This is a genomic window from Novosphingobium sp. CECT 9465 (assembly GCF_920987055.1).
GTDB lineage: Bacteria > Pseudomonadota > Alphaproteobacteria > Sphingomonadales > Sphingomonadaceae > Novosphingobium.
Map to the genome: position 1 here is coordinate 2,140,185 of NZ_CAKLBX010000001.1, position 20,116 is coordinate 2,160,300.

Below are 20,116 nucleotides of genomic sequence, written 5' to 3' on the forward strand. Positions count from 1 at the left end.
GTGATCAATCCCCTTTGGCCGCGCTTCAGGCAGCGGCGCGCTGATAATCTTCGGCTTCGATCCATTCGATCAGCATGGTCAAGGTGTGGCGGATTGCCTGCTCCTGTTCGACCGTGCGGGTTTCAAGCGATGCGATGCGGCGTTCGGCTTCTGCCAGCGCGGCGATGCGGCGGTTGGCCTCTTCAAGCTGCGCGAGGATTTCGGGGTCCGCAACAGGTTCTGCCGCAGCGGGACGCATGTCGGCCAGTTCGATGATCGCCTGCTGAAGTTCGGCGATCTGTTCATCGCGCTGGGCCAGCGCGGCGCGCCAGGCGGCATCGTCAAGAGTCGGCGCGGCGACAGGTTGGGCCACGACTGCCTGAGCCGACGGCAGTTCCACCACCGGGGCTTCACTGGCGGGAACCGGCGTGACCGCAGCCGGGGCGTTGAGGCCGCCATCACCGGCAAGGTCGGTCAGCACCGCCTGAAGCATGGCGGCATCGATGTGCTGGCGCTGTTCGACCGCGCCCATCAGCAAGAGGCGATTGACGATCTGGTTGACCCGGCGCGGCACACCGCCGGTGGCCTTCGCCAGATCGGCATAGACGCGCTGGTCGAACGCCGGATTGCCCGTCCACCCTACGCAGGCGAGACGGTGTTCGATGTAGGCGCCGATTTCCGAAGGCTCCATCGCATCGAGGTGATGCGAGGCGATCACCCGCTGGCGCAGCTGTTCGAGTTCGGGCGAGGTTTGCAGCAGCGTGCGGAATTCGGGCTGGCCGAGCAGCAGGATCTGCAACAGCGGATGCGCACCAAGCTGGAAGTTCGACAGCATGCGCAGCTCTTCGAGCGCGGAAACCGACAGGTTCTGCGATTCGTCCACCACCAGCAGGCAGCGGCGGCCTTCGCGCGCTTCGTGGTGAAGGAAGGCTTCGATCTGGGCGAGCGCAGTGGCCTTGTCATGCCCGGCCACTTCCAGCCCGAAGGCGCGCGCCGAAACGTGGATCAGCTCTTCGCCATCAAGCGCGGATGTGACGATCTGGGCCGCCGTCAGCCGCTGGCGATCGACCGAAGCCATCAGGTGCGCCGCCAGCGTGGACTTGCCCGCGCCGACTTCGCCGGTGATGACGATGAAACCTTCGCCCTGCGCCAGACCATAGCCCAGATAGGACAACGCCTTGCGATGTGTTCCGCTTTCAAAATAGAAGCGCGGGTCGGGGGTCAGCTGGAACGGGCGGCCGGTGAGGCCATAGAATTCATCGTACATCGAGACCGTCTCCGGGCATCAGAAGGAATAGCGCAGGCCGACAAGGCCCGATGCAATTACTTCATCTTCAATCACTTTACGGTTAACAGCATCCAAACCGACCGCTGCGGTTGCTACGAGCCGGTCGGTGAGGTTGCGGAAGTAGGCAGCATTGGCGCCCACCGTGTTCACATCGCCAAGACTGGACGCGCCGCTCTGGAACCAGGCGGCGTAGGCCGAAACACCGAAGCTGGAGCGCCGGTCGATCGGGCCGTTCAGCCCGGCATCGACGTAGAAGCTTTCATCGACCACGCCATTGGCCGCGCCGAGCACCGAATCCTGCCGCGCGATGAACTTGCGGCGGATGTAGCCCGCGCCGATGCCTGCCTGCATGCGTCCGATGCGGCGCGCATATGTGGCGTTGACGCCGCGCGCGCGGAACACCGACGAGGAAACCGACGACAGCGCGTTGTTGACGCAGCCGCCGCTTTCCGAACCGATCGCGCAACCGCTGATCTGGCCGTTGAACGGATCGCGGTTGACCTGGAAATCGGTGGGCAGATCGCGCAGCGCGCGGCTGACCTGCCCGCCAAAACCGGAGACGTTGTCATAGACCGAAACGCTCAGCGAACTGCGCTCGTTCGGGTTGTACGAGAAGCTGCCGTAGTAGGTCGTGCTATCATAGCGGCGACCGACGAAGGCCGAGAGCGCGGTGCGGCGGCTGGGGCGCCACATCACGCCTGCGTCCCATGTCAGCCCATCGGTTTCATACGCAAGCTTGCGGGCCTGCGACTTGTCGGTGACGTAGCGTCCATCCGCGCCGATCACCGGATCGCCATTGGCATCGCGCACCGCATCGCGGGCAGATACGGACACATCCTCGTATCCGACCGCACCGACGAGCGCGAGGTCCATGGTGACAGGATAGGTAACCTGTACGCCCGCGCGCATGTCGCGTACACGCTGATCGAGGTTGGAGATATCTTCCTGATAGAACGCGCCGGTGGCAGTAATGCCCACCGGAAGGACCGTGCCGGGGGCAATACCGGCAGAAACCTGCGCGGACTGGGCAATGGAATCATCGAAAATGTCGGTAAAGGTCTGGCTTGGCGCGATCTGGATCGCGTCCTTCTGCTGTACCTTGGTGTAGCCGAGCATGTAGGAACCGGCGAGCGCCACATCGCCGACGTGGGTGGACAGTGCAGGGCCTGCATAAAGCGAATAGACCTGGCTGACCGCATCGCCATTGGCGAGCGGGTTCAGCGAGGATGCGCCATTGCGTTCAACGCGGGTGCGCGCGGCAAGACCGCCTGCCTCGACCGAAAGCGTGCGCGGGATCAGGTCGTGCTTGACGCGGGCAAGGCCGGACACGGTATCGCCATCGGCCACGCGGTCGCTTTGGGCGATGCGGCGTTCATAGCGGACCGAAACCGCGCCTTGTGTGCGGCGACCGTTGAGCGCCACGTCCACGCCTGCAGCAATCGTGCTGTACGTCAGCACATCGTCGCCGGGGGTGATCTCATAAAGAATGTTCTGCGTGGCTTCGATGTAGGGGCGGATCGTGGTGCGCGCGCCCCCGCCTGCACCGCGCAGCGAAACGCCGCCACGGCTGCCAGACTTTTCAGAGCCGGACTTTTCAGGCGATGCGCCTTCGCCATCGACCGATTCGTAGGACATCGATTGCGCATGGAGCGACGGCGCCCACAAGGCGGCGAGCGCCACGCTTGCGGCGAGGAGTACCGGACGGGTCATTCCTTGTATCCGTAATAAGTGCCGAAGCGGCGGCCCGTGGTGGAAAAACGGGTGCCGTTGAGCAGGAGCTTGATGTCGTCACAGGCGGCCAGCAGGTGCACCGCATCGCGCAGGGCAGCCTCGCCGGTCACGTCTGCGCGCACGATCATCACGGTCTGGCCGACATGGTGGGCAAGGACCGAGGCAGGCGATGCGGCGAGCGCGGGCGGCGAATCGAAGATGACGATGCGATTGGGGGCGTGGGCCGTGAGCCGGGCCAGCACTTCGCCGGTGCGCGACGAGGCGAGGTATTCGGTGTCCGATCCGGTCGCGTTGCCGGCGGGCAGGACATAAAGGCCTGCGATGTCGGTGCCGATGATGCAGTCTTCCACCGCCAGCGACGGATCGGCCAGCGCGTCCATCAGGCCGGGACCACCGGGCAGGCCCAGCGTGGACAGGACCGAGGGCTTGGCGAAATCGGCATCGACGAGCAGGACTTCGTTGTCCTTTTCGGCAGCGATGGAGAGCGCAAGGTTGACCGCGCAGAAGGTCTTGCCTTCACCCGGATGGGCCGAGCAGACAAGGATGCGTTCGCCGTGAGCCGCGCCCTTGCCTTCGCGCGATTCCGCCGCCGTGCGCAGCAACTGGCGCTTTACGATGCGAAATTCTTCAAGCAGGCCGGTGACCGCGCTTTCGGGTTCGATCAGACACTGTTCGCGCAAATGCGCGCGGTCGATCGCGTGACAGGTGCCGGTGAACGGTTGTGGAGCGGGTTGCGGCGCAGGCGCGGTGACGGACCGCGCTGAGACAGGCTGAACCGCGACAGGCTGAATGGCGTCCGGCGCAGCAGGCGGAGCGGCCTTCACGACCGGCGGCTTGACCGTTTCGGGCGGCAGATCCGCGATGGGCGGGCGCGTCATCGTGCGGAAATCGAACGTGCCCGATGCCCGTTCGATCAGTGAGGGACCGGAAGGCGGCAGCGGGATTCTGGTCTGGTCGGTCATCGTCCGTTCTCTCTCATTCCACCATGCCGCGCTTCAGCATTTCGATGCCGAGCAGGACGAACAGGACCACGAACAGGCCGGCAAAGCCGCCTGCGAACAATTTGAGGTTGCGCGCGCGACTGGCGCGGGTGGTGCGGGTGATCGCTTCGGAGATCGAGCCGATCACGGGCAGGCCGGTGGCGCGTTCAAGCTGGCCGGTAGTGGAATAGGCCGACTTCAACTGGCCGAGCGCGAAGGCACCGCCACAGCCTGCGCCGATCCCGACGATCAGGACGAGCATGAGCAGGATCGGGCGATCCGGTGCAGCCGGGCCGGTGGGCATGGTTGGCGGATCGATCACTTCGAACTTCACCGCATCGCGTTCGGTTTCCACCTGCCCGCGCAGGCGCAGGGATTCGCGGTCGCGCAGCAGCTTGTCGTACTGTTCCTTGAGCACATCGTAATCGCGGCCAATGCGCGAGGCTTCGGCGGCGATGGCCGGTTCGCCATACTGCTGCGCGGAAAGACGGGCGATCTCTGCCTGAAGCGAAGCCTTGCGCGATTGCAGCGCGACAAGGCTGGCTTCGCGATCCGCCTTGATCGAGATCAGCGAACTGTAGGCCGGGTTGGGCGTTCCGCCGCCCGGACCTTCGGCATTGGCCGAACGCTGCAGATTGGCGACTTGCGCCCTTGCCGCGATAACATCAGGGTGACTGTCGGTCAGGCCACGCGCGCGCATCGAACCGAGATCGGACAAGGCCTGGGCCAGGGCACCCTTGGCTCCACCTTGCACACCGGGGATGGCGATGGTCTGCGGTGTGCCCGAAAGCTGGCCATTGATCGATGCCAGCGCGCTTTGCGCGGCAAGCAGGTTCGAATCGATATCGCGCATTTCGCCGCGCGCGGCCTCGATCTTGGTGGTGATCGATCCGCTGCCGGGGATCATGTCCGCGTTCCTGGCTTCGAATTCGGTACGTTTCAGTTCGGCAGCTTCGAGCGCTTTCTTGCGTTCGGAAAGCTGCTGGTCGAGGAACGCCAGGGTGTCGGTCATCTCGCCGCGACCGCCCGCAAGGTTTTCCTCGCGGAAGATGTCGATCATCTTCTGGACGACATCCTGCGCCAGTTTGGCATTCTCGCCATCATTACGCCCGCCACCGCCGGCCACGCCGGTGATCTCGAACAGGTTGTCCTGCTGGCTGACGACGGTGACGTTCTTGCCGAGGCCCGCAACGGCGGCCTGCATCTGCTTGTCGTTGGTCACTTCATCACCCAGACGGGTGGCGCGGATGACCTTTTCGAGGTTCACCGAGCTGGTCAGCGTCTGGCGCACACGTTCGATATCGCGTTTGCGATCGCCACCGATGCCGATCTGATCGGCCAGCACATCGTCGATCTGGACAAAGATGCGCGCCTTGGATTCATAGCTGTTGGGCACCATCGCCACCACCAGCCAGCCGAGCATGCACACGCCCCAGGCGATGGCCAGCGCCACCCAGCGGCGGTGCCAGATGCCGTGGAGCGCGATCCGCACTTCTTCATAGATGTTGGTCATGGCCGCGCTGTCCCCCGCCCGCCGCTCAGAACGTGCTTTCGGGGATGATGATCACATCGCCGGGCATGAGCAGGACATTGGCCTTGGTATCGCCCTTGCGCAGCAGATCGCCGATGCGCACGTCGTATTCCTTCTGGTTGCCGGTCTGCTTGTCGAACCGCACCAGCCGCGCCTTGTTGCCCGCCGCATATTCCGACAGACCGCCGACCGCGATCATCGCATCGAGCAGGGTCATGTTGGCGCGAAACGGGATCGAGGCGGGCTTTTCGGTCGCGCCGACGATGCGGACCTGCTGGCTGAACGTGCCGGCAAACTTGTTGACGATGACCGAGACGATCGGCTCCTGAATGTACTGCGACAACTGGAGCTTGATGTCTTCGGACAGCATCGAGGGCGTCTTGCCCACGGCGGGCATGTCTGTAATCAGCGGCGTGGTGATGCGCCCGTCGGGGCGGACCTGTACCGAAGCGCCGAGTTCGGGATTGCGCCACACGAAGATGGTCAGTTCATCGAGCGGCCCGATCACGTATTCCTCGCCCGGACCTTCCTGCAAGGCAACGAACGAGGCGGGTGGCAATTGCTGCCCTGCGCCCACGCCACCGCATCCCGACAAGGCAAGGCTCAAAATGGCCGTGCTGGCGAGCATACGGGTAACGCGCGAATTCAACGGCATGGCCTGTCCTTGTCTTCTGCGGGTTGTGGCGCATCGCCGCAAGCGGGGCGGATGGACACAAGGACCGCAATTCATCACCGGCTATCGCCAAAAAGGGTGAAGATTGCGTTAGCCTTGATTGCAGAACAGGTGGCCGCCAAGCGGGTATTCCGCCCTGTCCCGTAACGGGACTGGCGTCATGGCGTTGGTTAACGCATCAGTGCCATCACTTTGTCAGACAAGGATTTCCCGCGCAGGCCCCTGCCCCAGGAACATGGCGGGACTGGCGCTGGCACCATAGGCTCCGGCACAGAAAATGGCGACGAGATCACCCACCGCGGCACGCGGGAAGCCGCCCTTGTCGGCCAAGCGATCCAGCGGGGTGCACAGGCAACCGACGATGCTGGCCTCCTCTTCCACCGCTGCACCGAAGCGGGTGGCGATGGCGCTGGGATAATTGCGACGGACGACCGTGCCGAAATTGCCGCTGGCGGCCAATTGATGATGCAAACCGCCATCGGTGACAAGGTAGGTCTCGCCGTGGCTTTCCTTGCGGTCCACGATCTGCGCCAGATAAATTCCTGCTTCGCCAACAAGATAGCGGCCAAGTTCGATCACGAACCGGGTGTCTTTCAGCACGTCGGGCAGATCGGCAAAGCGGTCTGCCAGTGCTGCACCGACCTTGGCGATATCAACCGGCTCATCACCGGGGAAATAGGGGATGCCGATGCCGCCGCCCAGATTGCACTTGGGCAGGGCTGCGCCGGATGCTTCGGCAAGACGGGCGGCGAGCGCGAGGGTTTGCGCCTGCGTTTCGACGATGGCGTCCGCCGATAATGCCTGACTTCCGGCAAAGATGTGAAAGCCGCGCCAGTCCGCACCTTCGGCAATCAGGTGGCGAGCCAGCGCCGGGACACGGGCTTCGTCGATACCGAAAGGCTTGGCACCGCCCCCCATCTTCATGCCCGATCCCTTGAGATCGAAATCGGGATTCACGCGGATGGCCAGCTTCGGCCTGACGCCAAGACGGCTGGCGATGGCAAGCGCGCGGGCAGCTTCGCCTTCCGATTCGAGGTTGAGCGTGACGCCAGCAACGATTGCGGCTTCCAGTTCGACGTCACGCTTGCCCGGCCCGGCAAAGCTGACGCGGGCGGGATCAATCCCGACGGATCGCAGAATGGCAAGTTCACCGCCCGATGCGATATCGAAGCCATCGACAAGGCCTGCCATATGTTCAAGCAGCGGACCGAACGGGTTGGCCTTGACCGCGTAATGGATCGCCAGCCGCTTTGGCATCGCGGTGCGCAAGGCGACGACGCGTTGCGTCAGCAGATCGCGCGAATAGACGAACAGCGGGGTGCCGCCTGCCTGCGCGACCAGCGTAGAGGCTTTATGCCCGGAAACCGCTAGTTCGCCGTCAATGGCGGCATAGCCTGAAGGGATCGGCCCAAGTGGCTTCATGGCGTCGGCTCCTGCGAAAGTTGTGCCGAAAGTTCTGCGGCCAGCGCCACCCGGTCGAGTTTGCCGTTGGGGCCGACAGGCATCACGTCTCGCCAATGGACATGGCGCGGGACCATGAAATTGGGGAGCGCGCGGGTGAGCGCGGGGATCAGGTCATCGGGCAGTGCGCCGGGTGTTGCCCGCGCAACAAGGTGGATGGCCGCGCCCAGTTGCGGGTCGGGCAGGCCCAGCGCCACGGCTTCGGCGACAAGACCCGTGGCAATCGCGGCTTCCTCGACTTCCTGCGGGCTGACGCGGTTGCCGCTGGTCTTTATCATCGCATCGCGGCGTCCCACGAAATGGAGCAGCCCTTGCGCATCGCGGCGCACCCGGTCGCCCGACCATACCGCCATCCCGCCAAGTTTCGCGAAAGCGGGCGCGGGCTTGAAGCGTTCCGCCGTCCGGGATTCGTCCTGCCAATAGCCCTGCGCGACCAGCGGGCCGGTGTGAACGAGTTCGCCTTCCTCATCGGGCGCGGCTTCCTGGCCTGCATCGTTGACCACGAGGATCTCGGCGAAAGGGATAGCCGTGCCAATGGATGTCGGATGCGCGTCCACCAGCGCGGGATCGAGGAAGGTCGAACGAAAGGCTTCGGTAAGGCCGTACATCGCGTAGAGATCGGCTTGAGGGAATTTGGTGCGCAGCGCGCGGACCAGCGAGGATGTAAGTGCGCCGCCGCTATTGGTCAGGCGCTTGAGATGGGTGGCAATTTCCAGCGGCCAATCGAGTTCGGCCAGTTGCAGCCACAGCGGCGGGACCGCGGCGATAGTGGTAACAGCGTGGCGATCGACGGCCTTCATCACATCGCGGGGCGTGAGATAATCCAGCGGGACGACCGCGCCGCCTGCATACCATGTGGAAAGCAACTGGTTCTGGCCATAATCGAATGCCAGTGGAAGGACTGCGAGAACGCGGTCTTCGGGGGTGAGCTTGAGGTAATGGGCCACGCTGACCGCGCCGAGCCAGAGGTTGGCCTGGCTAAGCATCACGCCTTTGGGTCGCCCGGTGGAACCGCTGGTGTAGAGAATCGCGGCAAGGCTGTCGGGCGCTGCATTGGAGGGCGGCAGGTCTTTGCCCAGCGCTTCGGCCTCGCCCCATGCGGCGGGTTCGTCGAACGCGGGGCATGCGATGTCCGCCGGTTCCAGCGTATCGAGGCGGCCCTTGTTGGCGATGAGCAGCGATGCGCCGCTATCGGCAAGGATATGCGCCACTTGCGCGCGTTTCAGCAGCGGATTGACCGGGACATGGACCAGCCCTGCCCGCACCGCCGCCAGTGGCATCAGGCAGGAAAGCTCGGTCTTGGGCAGCCATGTGGCGATCCGCGCGCCCGATCCCGGCACTTGCGATTTCAGCCAGCCCGCCAGCAGTCCTACACGCGCGTTTAACGCTTCGTGGCTAAGCGTGGCATGCTTGAGCACCAGCGCGAGGGCCTGCCGTTCTCCGCGAAGGGCAAGATGATCGAGCGGAAATACGGTGGGATCGGGATCGGCGGGCACGCGGGCATCTCAGGGTAAAGGACTATCTGGAATTGGACGTCTATCACGCCAGTCTTAAGGAAGCGCAAGCGGACCCGCGCATTGCGGCGGTGGCAAGCGGTTCTCCGTTCGAGCGCCTGGACTGGCTGGCGCTGCTGGCAGCAGAATGCCTTGACCCCCGGAATGCGCGGGTGAGCGTGGGCGTTGATCGTGATAGGGTCGCTGTTCTGCCCTGGCTTGAAGAACGCGGGCAGATCGAGCCGCTGGCCAACTGGTACAACTTTTTTGTTCGTGCTTCAGGCGATAGCAGTCTCCTTTCAGAGATCACGCGAGCTTTGCCGCAGGGGCGCGCGACGTTTGCACCGATGCCTGAAGCAGATGCCGGGGCGCTGGGTGATGCGATGCGCAAAGCGGGATGGGTTGTGCTGACCGACCCTTGCGATACGAATCATGTGCTTGAGGTCAAGGGTCGCAGCTACGCCGAATATTGGGCAGGGCGTCCCGGTGCCTTGCGCGAAACGGTGCGGCGCAAGGGCAGGAAGGGCGAAGTTTCACTGCGCATCGCCACCGCATTTTCCCAAGCCGATTGGGATGCTTACGAGGCGATCTACAGATTGAGCTGGAAGCCCGGCGAAGGCAGCCCGGATTTCCTGCGCAAATGGGCGCAGATGGACGGCGCTGCCGGGCGGTTGCGGCTGGGGATTGCCGAAATCGATGCGCAACCGGTGGCGGCGCAATTCTGGACCGTGGAAGGCGGCACCGCGTTCATTCACAAGCTGGCGCACGACGAGCGGTTCCGCAAGCAATCGCCCGGAACGCTGCTGACTGCCGCGATGTTTGCGCATGTCATCGATGTGGACGGCGTTGATCTGGTGGACTTCGGAACGGGCGACGATCCCTACAAGCGTGACTGGATGGAAACGGTGCGGACGCGCTGGCGGCTGCGCGCGTGGCGGCGTGGCGCGGTACGGCACTGGCCGTCGCTGGCGCGCGCCATGGGCCGCCAGATGTTCCACCCCCTTGTTTCTGCGAACCGCGATGGTTAAGGGCGCAATGAAATGTCCGTTTCACTACTCAGGGCGAAGATGACCGACACCGACAGCACCCTGCGCGCGATCCTTCAGGACGTGCTTGGCCTTTCGGCAGAGCGCGTGGCCGCGTTCGAAGCCGCGACCGGCCTGTTCGGCGATCTGCCCGAACTGGATTCCATGGCCGTCGCGGGCTTGCTGACCGAAATCGAGGACCGGCTCGACATCGTGATCGAGGATGACGAGGTCGATGGCGAGCTGCTGGAAAGCTATGGTAACCTGTTGACGTTTCTCGAAGGCAAGGTCGCGCAGAGACAACCGGGGTGATCGCGGCATGGCCCTGCCCCGGCCCATCGGGCCAGAGCAAGGAATATGCGCTGGCGTTTGACCGGGCGAGGCCGCGCCGTGTCCTGATCGTCCCTGCCCTGTTCGATGAAGCCAACCGCATGCGGAAAATGCTTGTCGACATGATGCGGCTGCTCGATGCCGAGGGTATCGACACATTTCTTCCCGATCTGCCGGGCTGCAACGAAAGCCCGCAAAGCTTCACTGCGCAGAGCCTGCACGGCTGGCGCGTGGCCATGCAACACGCGGTGCGCCATTTCCGCGCGAGCGACGTCCTCGCCGTGCGCGGTGGCGCGCTGGTCTTTCCGGGCACCTTGCCGGGATGGGTACTGGAACCTGCCAAGGGACCGACAATCCTGCGCCAGATGCTGCGCGCCCGAACCATCGCCGCGCGCGAGGCCGGACGGCAGGAGGACAGCGCGGCGCTGCTGGAACAGGGCCGATCCGAAGGGCTTGAGCTTGCGGGCTATCGCTGCGGAGCCTCTCTGATCGCGGGATTGCAGGATGCCCTGCCGCAGATCGAGGGACAGCGGATCATCGCGCAAACGGAGCTTGGCGGCGGTGGCCTATGGCTGCGCGCCGAGCCAACGGCAGCGCCGGACCAATCCGGGACGCTCGCGCGGATCATCATGACAGATATGGCCGAATGACACGGCGGCATGTGACCTTTTGGTCTGAGGGCGCAACCCTGGTCGGCACACTCGACATTGGGCAGACCAGCGGATCGACTGGGTTGCTGCTGGTTTCAGGCGGCAATGAACTGCGCAGCGGTGCATGGGGCGGACAGGCGCAACTGGCCGCGCGGCTGGCGGACAAGGGCTTTCCCGTGTTCCGCTATGATCGGCGCGGGGTGGGCGATAGCGAAGGCGACAATCCGACATTCCGCCATTCGGGACCGGACATTGCCGCAGCGCTGGCGGCGTTTCGTTCGGCGGCACCGCACGTGGCGCGCGTCGTGGCATTCGGGAATTGCGATGCGGCGGCGGCCCTGATGCTGTTTGCGCACGGACTGCCGATTGATGGACTGGTGCTGGCCAATCCGTGGACGATCGATGGCGAGGAAGCCCCCCAAGCCATACCTGCGGCCGCCATTCGCAGCCGCTATCTGGCGAAGCTTTCCAATCCGCGTGAGGTCTGGCGGTTGCTGACCGGCGGGGTCAATCTGGCCAAGCTTGCCAAGGGCCTGCGCGGCGCGGCTTCAACGCAGAGCGTCCCCACGGGGCTGGTTTGGGAAATGCAGGCAGGCCTCGCCGCGTTCGGACGCCCGACAACCATCGTTCTGGCAAGTGGTGATCGCACGGCGCAGATGTTCGAGGCAGCGTGGGACAGAACAGACCCGCGCATCGCGCGTATCGACAGCGCATCCCACAGCTTTTCGGATGACGCGGCGCGCGAATGGCTGTTCGCGCGCCTGGTGTCAGCGCTTACGCAGGAACCGCCTGCAGCGCCTTGAAATCGAGATCGGCGAGGAAGCGTTCCGCATCGAGCGCGGCCATGCAGCCGGTGCCGGCAGCCGTCACGGCCTGCCGATAGGTGTGATCCATCACGTCGCCACAGGCAAACACGCCGGGGATCGCCGTCTTGGGTGTGCCCGGCTGGACGACGATATAGCCGCTGCTATCGAGTTCCAGCTTGCCTTTGAACAGTTCCGTGGCGGGCGCATGGCCGATGGCGACGAACGCCCCATCGGTTTCGACAACCGATTCCGTCCCGGTGACGGTATCGACCACCTTGACGCCGGTCAGGCCTTTGCCTTCGACGCCCACGAAGCTGTCAACCTTCTGGTTCCACAGCACCTTGACGTTGGGGTGCGCGAACAGGCGGTCTTGCAGGATCTTTTCGGCGCGCAGGCTGTCGCGACGATGGATCAGCGTAACATCGGGCGAATGATTGGTGAGATAGAGCGCTTCTTCGACCGCAGTATTGCCGCCGCCGATGACCACGACCTTCTTGCCACGATAGAAGAACCCGTCGCAGGTGGCACAAGCCGATACGCCCTTGCCCGAAAACTCCTGTTCGCCGGGCGCGCCAAGCCATTTCGCCTGTGCGCCGGTGGCGATGACCAGCACGTCGCCTTCATAAATGTCGCCGCTATCCCCGATCGCGCGGAAGGGCGAGCCATCGAGGCTGACGTCGAGGATCGTGTCCCACATCATGCGGGTGCCGACGTGTTCGGCCTGAGCCTGCATTTCCTGCATCAGCCAGGGGCCTTGAATCACATCACGGAAACCGGGGTAGTTTTCAACATCGGTGGTGATCGTCAACTGCCCGCCGGGCTGAAGCCCCTGCACCACGATCGGCTGCATCCCTGCGCGCGCGCCATAGATCGCCGCGGAAAGGCCTGCGGGGCCGGAACCGATAATGAGCATGCGGGTCTTGTGCGTTGTCGCCATGAGAATTCCTCCAATGGTCTGGCGAGATAAGCCGCAGGCGGTGCAAAAGCGAGTCCGGGCTGCCCGGTTTTTCCGCAAATACCGGACAGATTTTCTTGGGACCACCCTGCGCGCATTTTGCCAACAGGGCGTTGCGCAAAAGGCTTTTGACACCCCGCCCTGTCCCGACCGACACAGACATGCCAGCCGGAAAAACGGGGACAATGATGGATCGCAGACAATTTTTGACGAGCCTTGCCTGCATGACGGGCGCCCTGGCAACCCCCCGATACGCCGGTGCCGCGGCCCCGATCAGCGACCCGGCGCTTGGCCGGTTCATCGCCGGGATGCCGAAATCGGAATACCATGTGCATCTGGAAGGCACGCTGGAGGCGGAGATGAAGTTTGCGCTGGCAAAGCGCAACGGCATGGCCCTGCCCTTTGCCGATGTGGCCGCGATGAAGGCGAGCTACGTCTACCATGATCTGCCAAGTTTCCTTGCGATCTATTATGACGGCATGAAAGTGTTGCAGACCGAGGCGGATTTCCGCGATCTTGCCTATGCCTATCTTGCCAGGGCGGCATCGCAGAACGTGATCTATGCCGAGATGTTCTTCGATCCGCAGGAGCATTTGAAGCGCGGTGTGCCGATAGCGGCAGTGATCGGCGGGATCACCCGCGCCCGCGCAGAGGCGCAGGCGGCATTGGGCATCCGATCCCAACTGATCCTGTGCTTCGTGCGCGATCTTTCAGCCGAAAGCGCGATGGCAGCCCTGGATGCAGCCTTGCCGTTCAAGGCCGATCTGGTCGGCGTAGGGCTGGATTCGGACGAGGCGGGCAATCCGCCTGAAAAATTCCGCGAGCATTTTGCCAAGGCGCGGGCACATGGCCTGAAGGTGACCGCGCATTGCGACATCGACCAGCCCGATACCCTGCGCAACATCCGCACGGTGTTGACCGATTTGAACGTGGACCGGATCGATCATGGCGGCAACATCGTCCAATCGCCCGAACTGGTGGCGATAGCACGCGAACGCGGCATCACTTTCACGGTGTGCCCGACGTTTTCCGGCACTTTGCGCAAAAGAGAAACAGTGCCGGTAGACGTGGTTCGCGCGATGCTGGACGCCGGGCTTAAAGTGACCATTTCATCCGACGATCCGGCCTATATGGGCAGCGAATACATTGATGACGTGCTGATCCGCGCGGTGGAGCGCAGCAAGCTGACGCGCGAGGAACTGGTGTTGATGGCGCGCTATGGCTTTGAAGCGGCGTGGCTGCCGCAAGCGGACAAGGATGTGATGATCGCCCGGCTGGAGGCTTATGTCAAAGCAGGCTGACGCGTAGACTTTCAGTCCGGGTGACGTTCCAGCGGTGCAAGCGCCTTGGCCACGACGACCGCGGCCGGGGTCGGTTTGGGCACCAGCGTACCACCAAGGTCACGGACCGCTTCGTCCATGCGATCAAGATCGCCGGTGTGGAGCACGTAAGGTACGCCCCGTGCCGCCAGTTTGCGCGCGACCTGTTCACAGGTCTGCCCTTTCCCCAGCGAGACATCGAGGATGGCGGCCGAGATCGCGTTGGTTTGCAGGATAGCCAGGGCTTCCACCAGATCGAGCGCGGTCAGCGGTTTGCAGCCGGCATCCTCGACGGCAAATTCGAGATCGAGCAGGATCAACGGCTCATCATCGAGTACCAGGATGCGGTGGGGTTCTTGCGCGCAAGCGTTGTGAAGCGTCACTCGGCAAAATCCCTCAAAGGTATGTTGAGACGGGCGCGAAGTCCTTCGGAATGCCATTCGCGGACGATGCCACCACGGGCCATTTCCAGCATCCGTTCGACGATGCCGCCACCGGCAACCGGCGCGGAAGCGCGCGGGGACGCTCCCTGTTCGAGCCAGTCGATGCGAATGGCGGGCATGTCCGGTTCGCCGCTTTTGCGCCAGCCAACGGTAACGGTGCCTTCTTGCGTACCGAGCGCCCCGTTCCGTATGGCATCCACGGCGAGTTCGTGAAGTGACAGACCAAGCACCGAAACCGATGCGAAATCCGAACGGAGGCCATTGCCTTGAAAAATGATCCGCGTTCCATCGGGATCATAAGGCGCCAGGACCGCGCGGATCGCTTGCCCGACTTCGACCGTGCCGCGGCGGGAATCATCAAGGGTGGTTTCATAAGCGCGCCCAAGCGCCTGAATGCGCTCGTTTATCTCGCGGGCCTCAGCTTCGATTCCCCGCGCCCGCCCGGTGAAATTGACTATACCGCCAATCACCGCAAACATGTTTTTCATGCGATGTGACAGTTCGCGGGCCAGATCGCGCGCATTGGATTCGTCGGCACGGGCGGCGCGGACATCGGACACGTCCCACTGGCTGCCGAACAGATAGACCAGTTTTCCGGTCGCATCATAGACCGGGCCAAGATGAAGCGCATTCCAGAAGGCCGTGCCGTCCTTGCGGTAGTTCAACAATTCGACCACGATCACATCTTCGCGGGCGATTGCGTCCTTTACCCGGTCGAGTGCCGCGCGGTCTGTATCAGGCCCTTGCAGGAAACGGCAGTTGCGCCCCACGATCTCGTGTTCTTCGTAACCCGTCAGGTTGCGGAAGGCACGGTTGGCGAAGACGATAGGCACATCAGGCTGATGTGGATCGCACAGGCATATGGCCATGCGCGTCTGCGCCATCGCCTGTTCGAAAAGCACGCCGGATGCCCCTTCAAAAGTATCTTCAGGGTGCTTTTCGCGAAAATGGGCAACCGACGATTCAAACGCGGTGTGCGCCATGTCGGTATGCCCCCGATAAGGGTTCTTTGGGGGAGGATTATCGTTCATATTCATGGGACCTGAAGCCCCCAATGCAGTTTAGCCGGCTTGGTTCCGCCAAATCGGATTAAAATGCCATAAACTAGCGCTGCTCCGAAGGAATGACTGCGAGCGTCAGGCGCGAGATGCACACCAGTTTGCCCGCCTCGTCTTCAATTCGGATCGACCAGACGTGCGTGGTGCGACCCAGCGCTTCGGGACGCGCTGTGGCATAGACCCAGCCATCGCGCACCGGACGCAAGTGGTTGGCATTGATTTCAAGCCCCACGGTCGCAAACCTGGCCGGATCGACGACCATCATGCCACCCACCGAACCCACTGTTTCGGCAAGCGCCATCGATGCGCCGCCATGAAGACGGCCGAACGGTTGGTGTGTGCGATGATCGACCGGCATCCGCGCGCAGATCCAGTCTTCGCCGCAATCGACGAATTCCATGCCGAGATGGGCCGGCATCGTCGTTGCGCCAATACTGGCCAGACGCTCCGGCGACGGCATTTCATCGTTCCACCAGATCATGAGAACCCTTCTGCGAGAAACCGTTCCGCGCACCCTGCCAGAACCGCCGTGCCGAGCGGCAGGACACTTTCATCGACCATCATCTTCGTGGAATGGATCGAGCAACACGAACGCCAGTCGACGCCCTGATGCGCAACGCCGAGGAAGAACATCGCGCCCGGCACCTTTTCGAGCACGTAGGAAAAGTCTTCCGCCCCCATGATCGGATGATCGAGACGTTGAAACAGGCCATGCCCGATCAGGTCATGAACGACCGTTTCGCCAAGATCGACCGCGCGCCCATCGCAGACCGTGACCGGGAAACCCGGCGTTATGGTCAATTCTGCTGTCATGGCGTGAGCGGCGGCGATATGGGTGGCGACTTGTGCCAAGGCTTCACGCAAACGGGTGCGGTTGCCCGGCGAAAGTGTGCGCAAGGTGCCCTTCAAGGTGGCAAAATCGGCGATGACGTTGTGCGCCGTACCGCCTTCGATCCGGGCGACCGTGGCCACGACCGGGTCCGATACGGGAAACCGGCGGGTGACCATTGCCTGTATCGCCATCACGATCTCGCAAGCGACAGGAACCGGGTCCAGCGCATCATGCGGCATGGAAGCGTGGCCGCCCTTGCCCCGCACGACGATCTCGAACTGGTCGGCCGACGCCATCAAGGTGCCTGCGCGGCCGGCCACCTGCCCATGCGGACTGTTGGGCATCACATGGAGCGCGAAGGCGGCATCGGGCAGCGGATCGATCAGGCCATCATCGAGCATGAACCGCGCGCCGTGGTAGCCTTCCTCGCCGGGCTGGAACATGAACTGGACTTCGCCTGCCAGCATGTCGGCACGGGCACACAGGAGTTCGGCGGCGCCTGCCAGCATGGCGGTGTGCGTATCGTGTCCGCAGGCGTGCATTGCGCCGGGGACGGTCGAGGCAAACGGCAGGCCGGTGTCCTCGGTCATCGGCAGGGCGTCCATGTCTCCCCGCAGAAGCACACGCCGACCTGGGCCTGACCTGCCTTTGAGCGTGGCGACCAGCCCGGTGGTCGATGGACCTTCGCGCCATTCCAGCGGAAGATGAGCGAGCGCCAGCCGCACCTTGTCACGCGTTCGCGGGGTACGCAGGCCGAGTTCCGGTTCGGCGTGAATGGCGCGGCGCAGGGCGATGATTGCATCGGAATACCCGCGCGCCTGTTCAAGCAGTTCGTTATGCAGCATCGGCGCCTCCGGGAAGCATCTGGTTGAAATCGGATGGATCAGGCTGGCACGTCTTGCCAGCAGTGTCGAGCCTGCGGACTCGACGAGGACTCCGCCGTGGCACGGCTGGCGTGGATACAAGAGAACGGCTCCGAAGCCCCGGATTTACTGGGGTTCCGGGAACAATTTCATCGATTATGCGGCCTTATTCTTGAAGATGTTGCACCTGATACGAAATTTGTGCATGGTTAAGCGGCATGACCTTGCTGCCGCGCGCAATTTTCCAGCCGATCCGCGGCAATGTGTCACGTTATGGCGCAGCCTTTCTGTTCGCAGGACTGGGCGCTGGTGTGCGTTTTCTGGTGGATGGTGTGCTCCCGCCGGGCTTCCCGTTCGTGACATTTTTCCCGGCGGTGATCATCTGCACGTTTCTGGCAGGGCGCGGGCCGGGCGTCGTGTGCGCGGTGCTGAGCGGCCTGGCTTCCTGGTACTGGTTCATCCCGCCTTTTCACAGCTTTGGCATGAATGCCTCGGTCGTGGCGGCGATGCTGTTCTACGTGCTGGTGGTGGCGGTTGACGTTGCCCTGATCGATGGACTGTTGCAGCGCCAGCAGCGGCTGGTCGAAAGCCAGCGCCAGCTTGCCGAAATGGCCGAGCACCAGACGCTGCTGTTCAAGGAACTGCAACACCGGGTGGCCAATAACCTTGCCTCGATCGCATCGATGCTGCGGCTTCAGCGCCGCCGGATCGAGCGCGATCCTGCATCGGCGCTGGCGGTAGTGGATAGCGCCGACGCACGGATCGAACTGATGGGACGGGTCCACCGCCAACTCTACGATCCCGCGGCCCGGCAACTTGCCCTGCCCCAGCAGATCGATCACGTCGTACGGCAAGCGCAGGCGGTGGCCGGGGCAGGCCACATCACCATCACGGTGGACGCGATCGACGCGCGGATCACCGTGGACCGGATGATGACGCTGATGCTGCTGATAAGCGAAGTGCTGACCAACAGCATCAAACATGCATTCATCGACGGACGGTCAGGCGAAGTCCGATTGACGCTGGACCGGACCGAAACCGGCCAATTGCGCTTGACGATCAGGGATAACGGCATCGGCTTTCAGGATCAGCTGCCGGAAGCGGCATCCCGGCGGCGTGGTCTTGGCACAACGATCATTCGCGGGTTCGCCGCACAATTGCACGGTACGCTGAAGGTGGATGGCAGCAATGGCATGACCACGATGGTCGAATTTCCCGAAGACGCGCCCGCGCCGCTCCTGCCCTGAGATCACGCGCCGTGATTCACGGGGCCGCTGCGATCGGTCCTGCCTCGTTCGCCACGATTTTCAGCACTTCGGTCCACGCGGCCACATTTTGCGCCAGGTCCGCCGGATCGACCTTGTCCAGCGTATCATCGGGCGTGTGGTGCAGATCGAAATAATGCGTGCCGTCCTGGTCGAGATCGACCACGGCGAGTTTCTGCTTTTCGATCATCGGTTCCACATCGGTGCCGCCATTGGCCTTGCCCGAACCGCGCACGATGCCCATTGGCGAAAGCGCCGTGGCAATGCGGTCTGCCAGCGGCTTGTTGGCATCGCCGATGGTAAAGTTCACGCGCCATACCTGGCCAGCGCCGAAATCGCTTTCCATCGCCAGCGCGTGGGGTTCGGCATGCTTGGCCGCATAAGCCTTGCCACCAAAGCCTCCCAGTTCTTCAGACCCTGCCCAGAGCACCCGGATCGTGCGCAAGGCCTTGCCGCTGGCTTGTGCATTCAATGCCGCAGCCGTGATGATCGCGCAGCCCGCCGCATCGTCAATCGCGCCAGTGCCAAGATCCCAGCTGTCGAGATGGCAGCCGACGAGGATCAGCGGCAGCGATGGATCACGGCCCGGCAAATCGGCAACGACATTGCCCGAAGGAAGACCTTCGGTGGTCTTGCCCGTGAGCGTCAGGTTCAACCGGATCGGTTTGCCGCTACGCGCGATGCGCGCGATCAGATCGGCATCGGGGTTGGACACCGCGCCCGCCGGGATCGGCTTTGCACCGTCGGCAAAGGTCGTGCCGCCGGTATGCGGGTTGCGATGGCTGTCGGTCCCGATGGAGCGGATCACCACGCCGATTGCGCCCTTGCCTGATGCGATGGCGGGACCTGCGCGGCGCACCTGTCCGTAAGGCCCGTAGCCACTGCCATCCTGCGCACGCTTCATCGCATGGTCGATGAAGGCGATCTTGCCGATCAACGATCCGGCAGGAGCGGCCTTCAACGCATCGAGTGTGGCGAAATAGACGACTTCGCCCTCGATGCCCTTTTCCGGCGTGGTGCCGCTGTAGCCCAGCGCAGTCACCGCCAGCTTGAACGGGAACGGCGCGGTCAGGCTCGCCTCATCCCGGCCCCGCACATAGCCGCGAATGGCAAACGGCTCGACGGTTACATTGCTGAATCCCAGCGCCTTGAGCCGCGCCTCTGCCCAGACCCGTGCCCGCGCTTCGGCTTCGCTGCCCGGCATGCGCGGGCCGACCTCGCTGGTGAGACCTGCGAGGATGCTCCACGCTACATCGCCTTCGGGCGCCTGCGCATGGGCGGCGTGGGCGGCGATCAGGGCGGAGAGCGCGACGGCGCGGAGGGTGTTTCGCATGGCGCCATGCCTAACTTTCCGTCTGGCCGCTGCCAAGCCCGGACTGGCATGGCCCAACACCCTTGTTCGCCAACCGCCGCTTGCCCAGCCCCACGCGCTCG

19 protein-coding genes are annotated in these 20,116 nt (G+C 63.5%); 6 read left to right on the forward strand and 13 right to left on the reverse strand.

Features of this window, described 5'->3' with window-relative positions; translation table 11 throughout:
* Positions 1 to 25: 25 nt before the first annotated feature.
* The 7 genes from LUA85_RS10380 to LUA85_RS10410 all read right to left on the reverse strand — a co-directional run bounded on the left by LUA85_RS10380 (position 26) and on the right by LUA85_RS10410 (position 9,139).
* Positions 26 to 1,246, reverse strand: a complete 1,221-nt coding sequence (locus LUA85_RS10380) for an XrtA/PEP-CTERM system-associated ATPase (RefSeq protein ID WP_231469411.1) — start codon at positions 1,244 to 1,246, stop codon at positions 26 to 28.
* Positions 1,247 to 1,264: 18 nt separating this feature from the next.
* Positions 1,265 to 2,977 (reverse strand): preprotein translocase subunit YajC, encoded by a 1,713-nt coding sequence (locus tag LUA85_RS10385; protein ID WP_231469413.1) that lies wholly within the window; start codon positions 2,975 to 2,977, stop codon positions 1,265 to 1,267.
* Positions 2,974 to 3,960: an AAA family ATPase gene (locus LUA85_RS10390; protein ID WP_231469415.1), complete on the reverse strand. Its 987-nt coding sequence runs from the start codon at positions 3,958 to 3,960 to the stop codon at positions 2,974 to 2,976. The genes LUA85_RS10385 and LUA85_RS10390 overlap by 4 nt, the downstream gene beginning before the upstream one ends.
* 13 nt (positions 3,961 to 3,973) lie before the next feature.
* Positions 3,974 to 5,491, reverse strand: coding sequence for an XrtA system polysaccharide chain length determinant (locus tag LUA85_RS10395; RefSeq protein WP_231469417.1), 1,518 nt, complete (start codon positions 5,489 to 5,491; stop codon positions 3,974 to 3,976).
* A 25-nt stretch (positions 5,492 to 5,516) separates the two neighbouring features.
* On the reverse strand, positions 5,517 to 6,164 hold the full coding sequence (locus LUA85_RS10400) for an XrtA/PEP-CTERM system exopolysaccharide export protein (RefSeq protein WP_231469419.1): 648 nt from the start codon (positions 6,162 to 6,164) through the stop codon (positions 5,517 to 5,519).
* 213 nt (positions 6,165 to 6,377) lie between these two features.
* On the reverse strand, positions 6,378 to 7,604 hold the full coding sequence (locus LUA85_RS10405) for a pyridoxal-dependent decarboxylase, exosortase A system-associated (protein ID WP_231469422.1): 1,227 nt from the start codon (positions 7,602 to 7,604) through the stop codon (positions 6,378 to 6,380).
* Positions 7,601 to 9,139, reverse strand: coding sequence for an acyl-CoA ligase (AMP-forming), exosortase A system-associated (locus LUA85_RS10410; protein WP_231469425.1), 1,539 nt, complete (start codon positions 9,137 to 9,139; stop codon positions 7,601 to 7,603). Before LUA85_RS10410 ends, LUA85_RS10405 begins: the two co-directional genes overlap by 4 nt.
* 32 nt (positions 9,140 to 9,171) lie before the next feature.
* Between LUA85_RS10410 and LUA85_RS10415 the strand changes: the two genes are divergently transcribed.
* From LUA85_RS10415 to LUA85_RS10430, 4 genes are read left to right on the forward strand one after another with little or no spacing between them, the layout of a single operon-like run.
* Positions 9,172 to 10,164: a GNAT family N-acetyltransferase gene (locus LUA85_RS10415; RefSeq protein ID WP_231469428.1), complete on the forward strand. Its 993-nt coding sequence runs from the start codon at positions 9,172 to 9,174 to the stop codon at positions 10,162 to 10,164.
* Between the two features lie 12 nt (positions 10,165 to 10,176).
* Entirely contained in the window at positions 10,177 to 10,473 is a 297-nt protein-coding gene (locus LUA85_RS10420; RefSeq protein WP_231469432.1) for an acyl carrier protein, read from the forward strand.
* Positions 10,470 to 11,141: a hypothetical protein gene (locus tag LUA85_RS10425; RefSeq protein WP_231469435.1), complete on the forward strand. Its 672-nt coding sequence runs from the start codon at positions 10,470 to 10,472 to the stop codon at positions 11,139 to 11,141. The genes LUA85_RS10420 and LUA85_RS10425 overlap by 4 nt, the downstream gene beginning before the upstream one ends.
* A gap of 11 nt (positions 11,142 to 11,152) precedes the next feature.
* The gene (locus LUA85_RS10430) at positions 11,153 to 11,944 is read left to right on the forward strand and encodes a hydrolase 1, exosortase A system-associated (RefSeq protein WP_371823672.1); all 792 of its coding nucleotides are present in this window, start codon (positions 11,153 to 11,155) and stop codon (positions 11,942 to 11,944) included.
* Here the strand turns inward: LUA85_RS10430 and trxB are convergent.
* Complete coding sequence (gene trxB / locus LUA85_RS10435) at positions 11,916 to 12,884, reverse strand: thioredoxin-disulfide reductase (RefSeq protein WP_231469440.1); 969 nt, start codon at positions 12,882 to 12,884, stop codon at positions 11,916 to 11,918. The two genes, LUA85_RS10430 and trxB, sit on opposite strands and share 29 nt — an antisense overlap.
* A 242-nt stretch (positions 12,885 to 13,126) precedes the next feature.
* Between trxB and add the strand changes: the two genes are divergently transcribed.
* Positions 13,127 to 14,203, forward strand: coding sequence for an adenosine deaminase (gene add / locus LUA85_RS10440; RefSeq protein ID WP_231469443.1), 1,077 nt, complete (start codon positions 13,127 to 13,129; stop codon positions 14,201 to 14,203).
* Between the two features lie 11 nt (positions 14,204 to 14,214).
* On the opposite strand, the gene LUA85_RS10445 is transcribed toward add, so the two are convergent.
* The 4 genes from LUA85_RS10445 to LUA85_RS10460 all read right to left on the reverse strand — a co-directional run bounded on the left by LUA85_RS10445 (position 14,215) and on the right by LUA85_RS10460 (position 17,399).
* A complete protein-coding gene (locus LUA85_RS10445) occupies positions 14,215 to 14,604 on the reverse strand; it encodes a response regulator (RefSeq protein WP_231469446.1) in 390 nt (129 codons plus the stop codon).
* Entirely contained in the window at positions 14,601 to 15,701 is a 1,101-nt protein-coding gene (locus tag LUA85_RS10450) for a PAS domain-containing protein (RefSeq protein ID WP_371823673.1), read from the reverse strand. The genes LUA85_RS10445 and LUA85_RS10450 overlap by 4 nt, the downstream gene beginning before the upstream one ends.
* Before the next feature lie 67 nt (positions 15,702 to 15,768).
* Positions 15,769 to 16,203, reverse strand: coding sequence for a hotdog fold thioesterase (locus tag LUA85_RS10455; RefSeq protein ID WP_231469453.1), 435 nt, complete (start codon positions 16,201 to 16,203; stop codon positions 15,769 to 15,771).
* Positions 16,200 to 17,399 (reverse strand): M20 family metallopeptidase, encoded by a 1,200-nt coding sequence (locus tag LUA85_RS10460; RefSeq protein ID WP_231469455.1) that lies wholly within the window; start codon positions 17,397 to 17,399, stop codon positions 16,200 to 16,202. The genes LUA85_RS10455 and LUA85_RS10460 overlap by 4 nt, the downstream gene beginning before the upstream one ends.
* A 236-nt stretch (positions 17,400 to 17,635) precedes the next feature.
* On the opposite strand from LUA85_RS10460, the gene LUA85_RS10465 reads away from it, so the two are divergent.
* A complete protein-coding gene (locus tag LUA85_RS10465) occupies positions 17,636 to 18,664 on the forward strand; it encodes a sensor histidine kinase (RefSeq protein WP_231469458.1) in 1,029 nt (342 codons plus the stop codon).
* A 16-nt stretch (positions 18,665 to 18,680) separates the two neighbouring features.
* Here LUA85_RS10465 and LUA85_RS10470 read toward each other — a convergent pair whose 3' ends face one another.
* On the reverse strand, positions 18,681 to 20,015 hold the full coding sequence (locus tag LUA85_RS10470; protein WP_231469461.1) for a M28 family peptidase: 1,335 nt from the start codon (positions 20,013 to 20,015) through the stop codon (positions 18,681 to 18,683).
* Between the last annotated feature and the right edge of the window lie 101 nt (positions 20,016 to 20,116).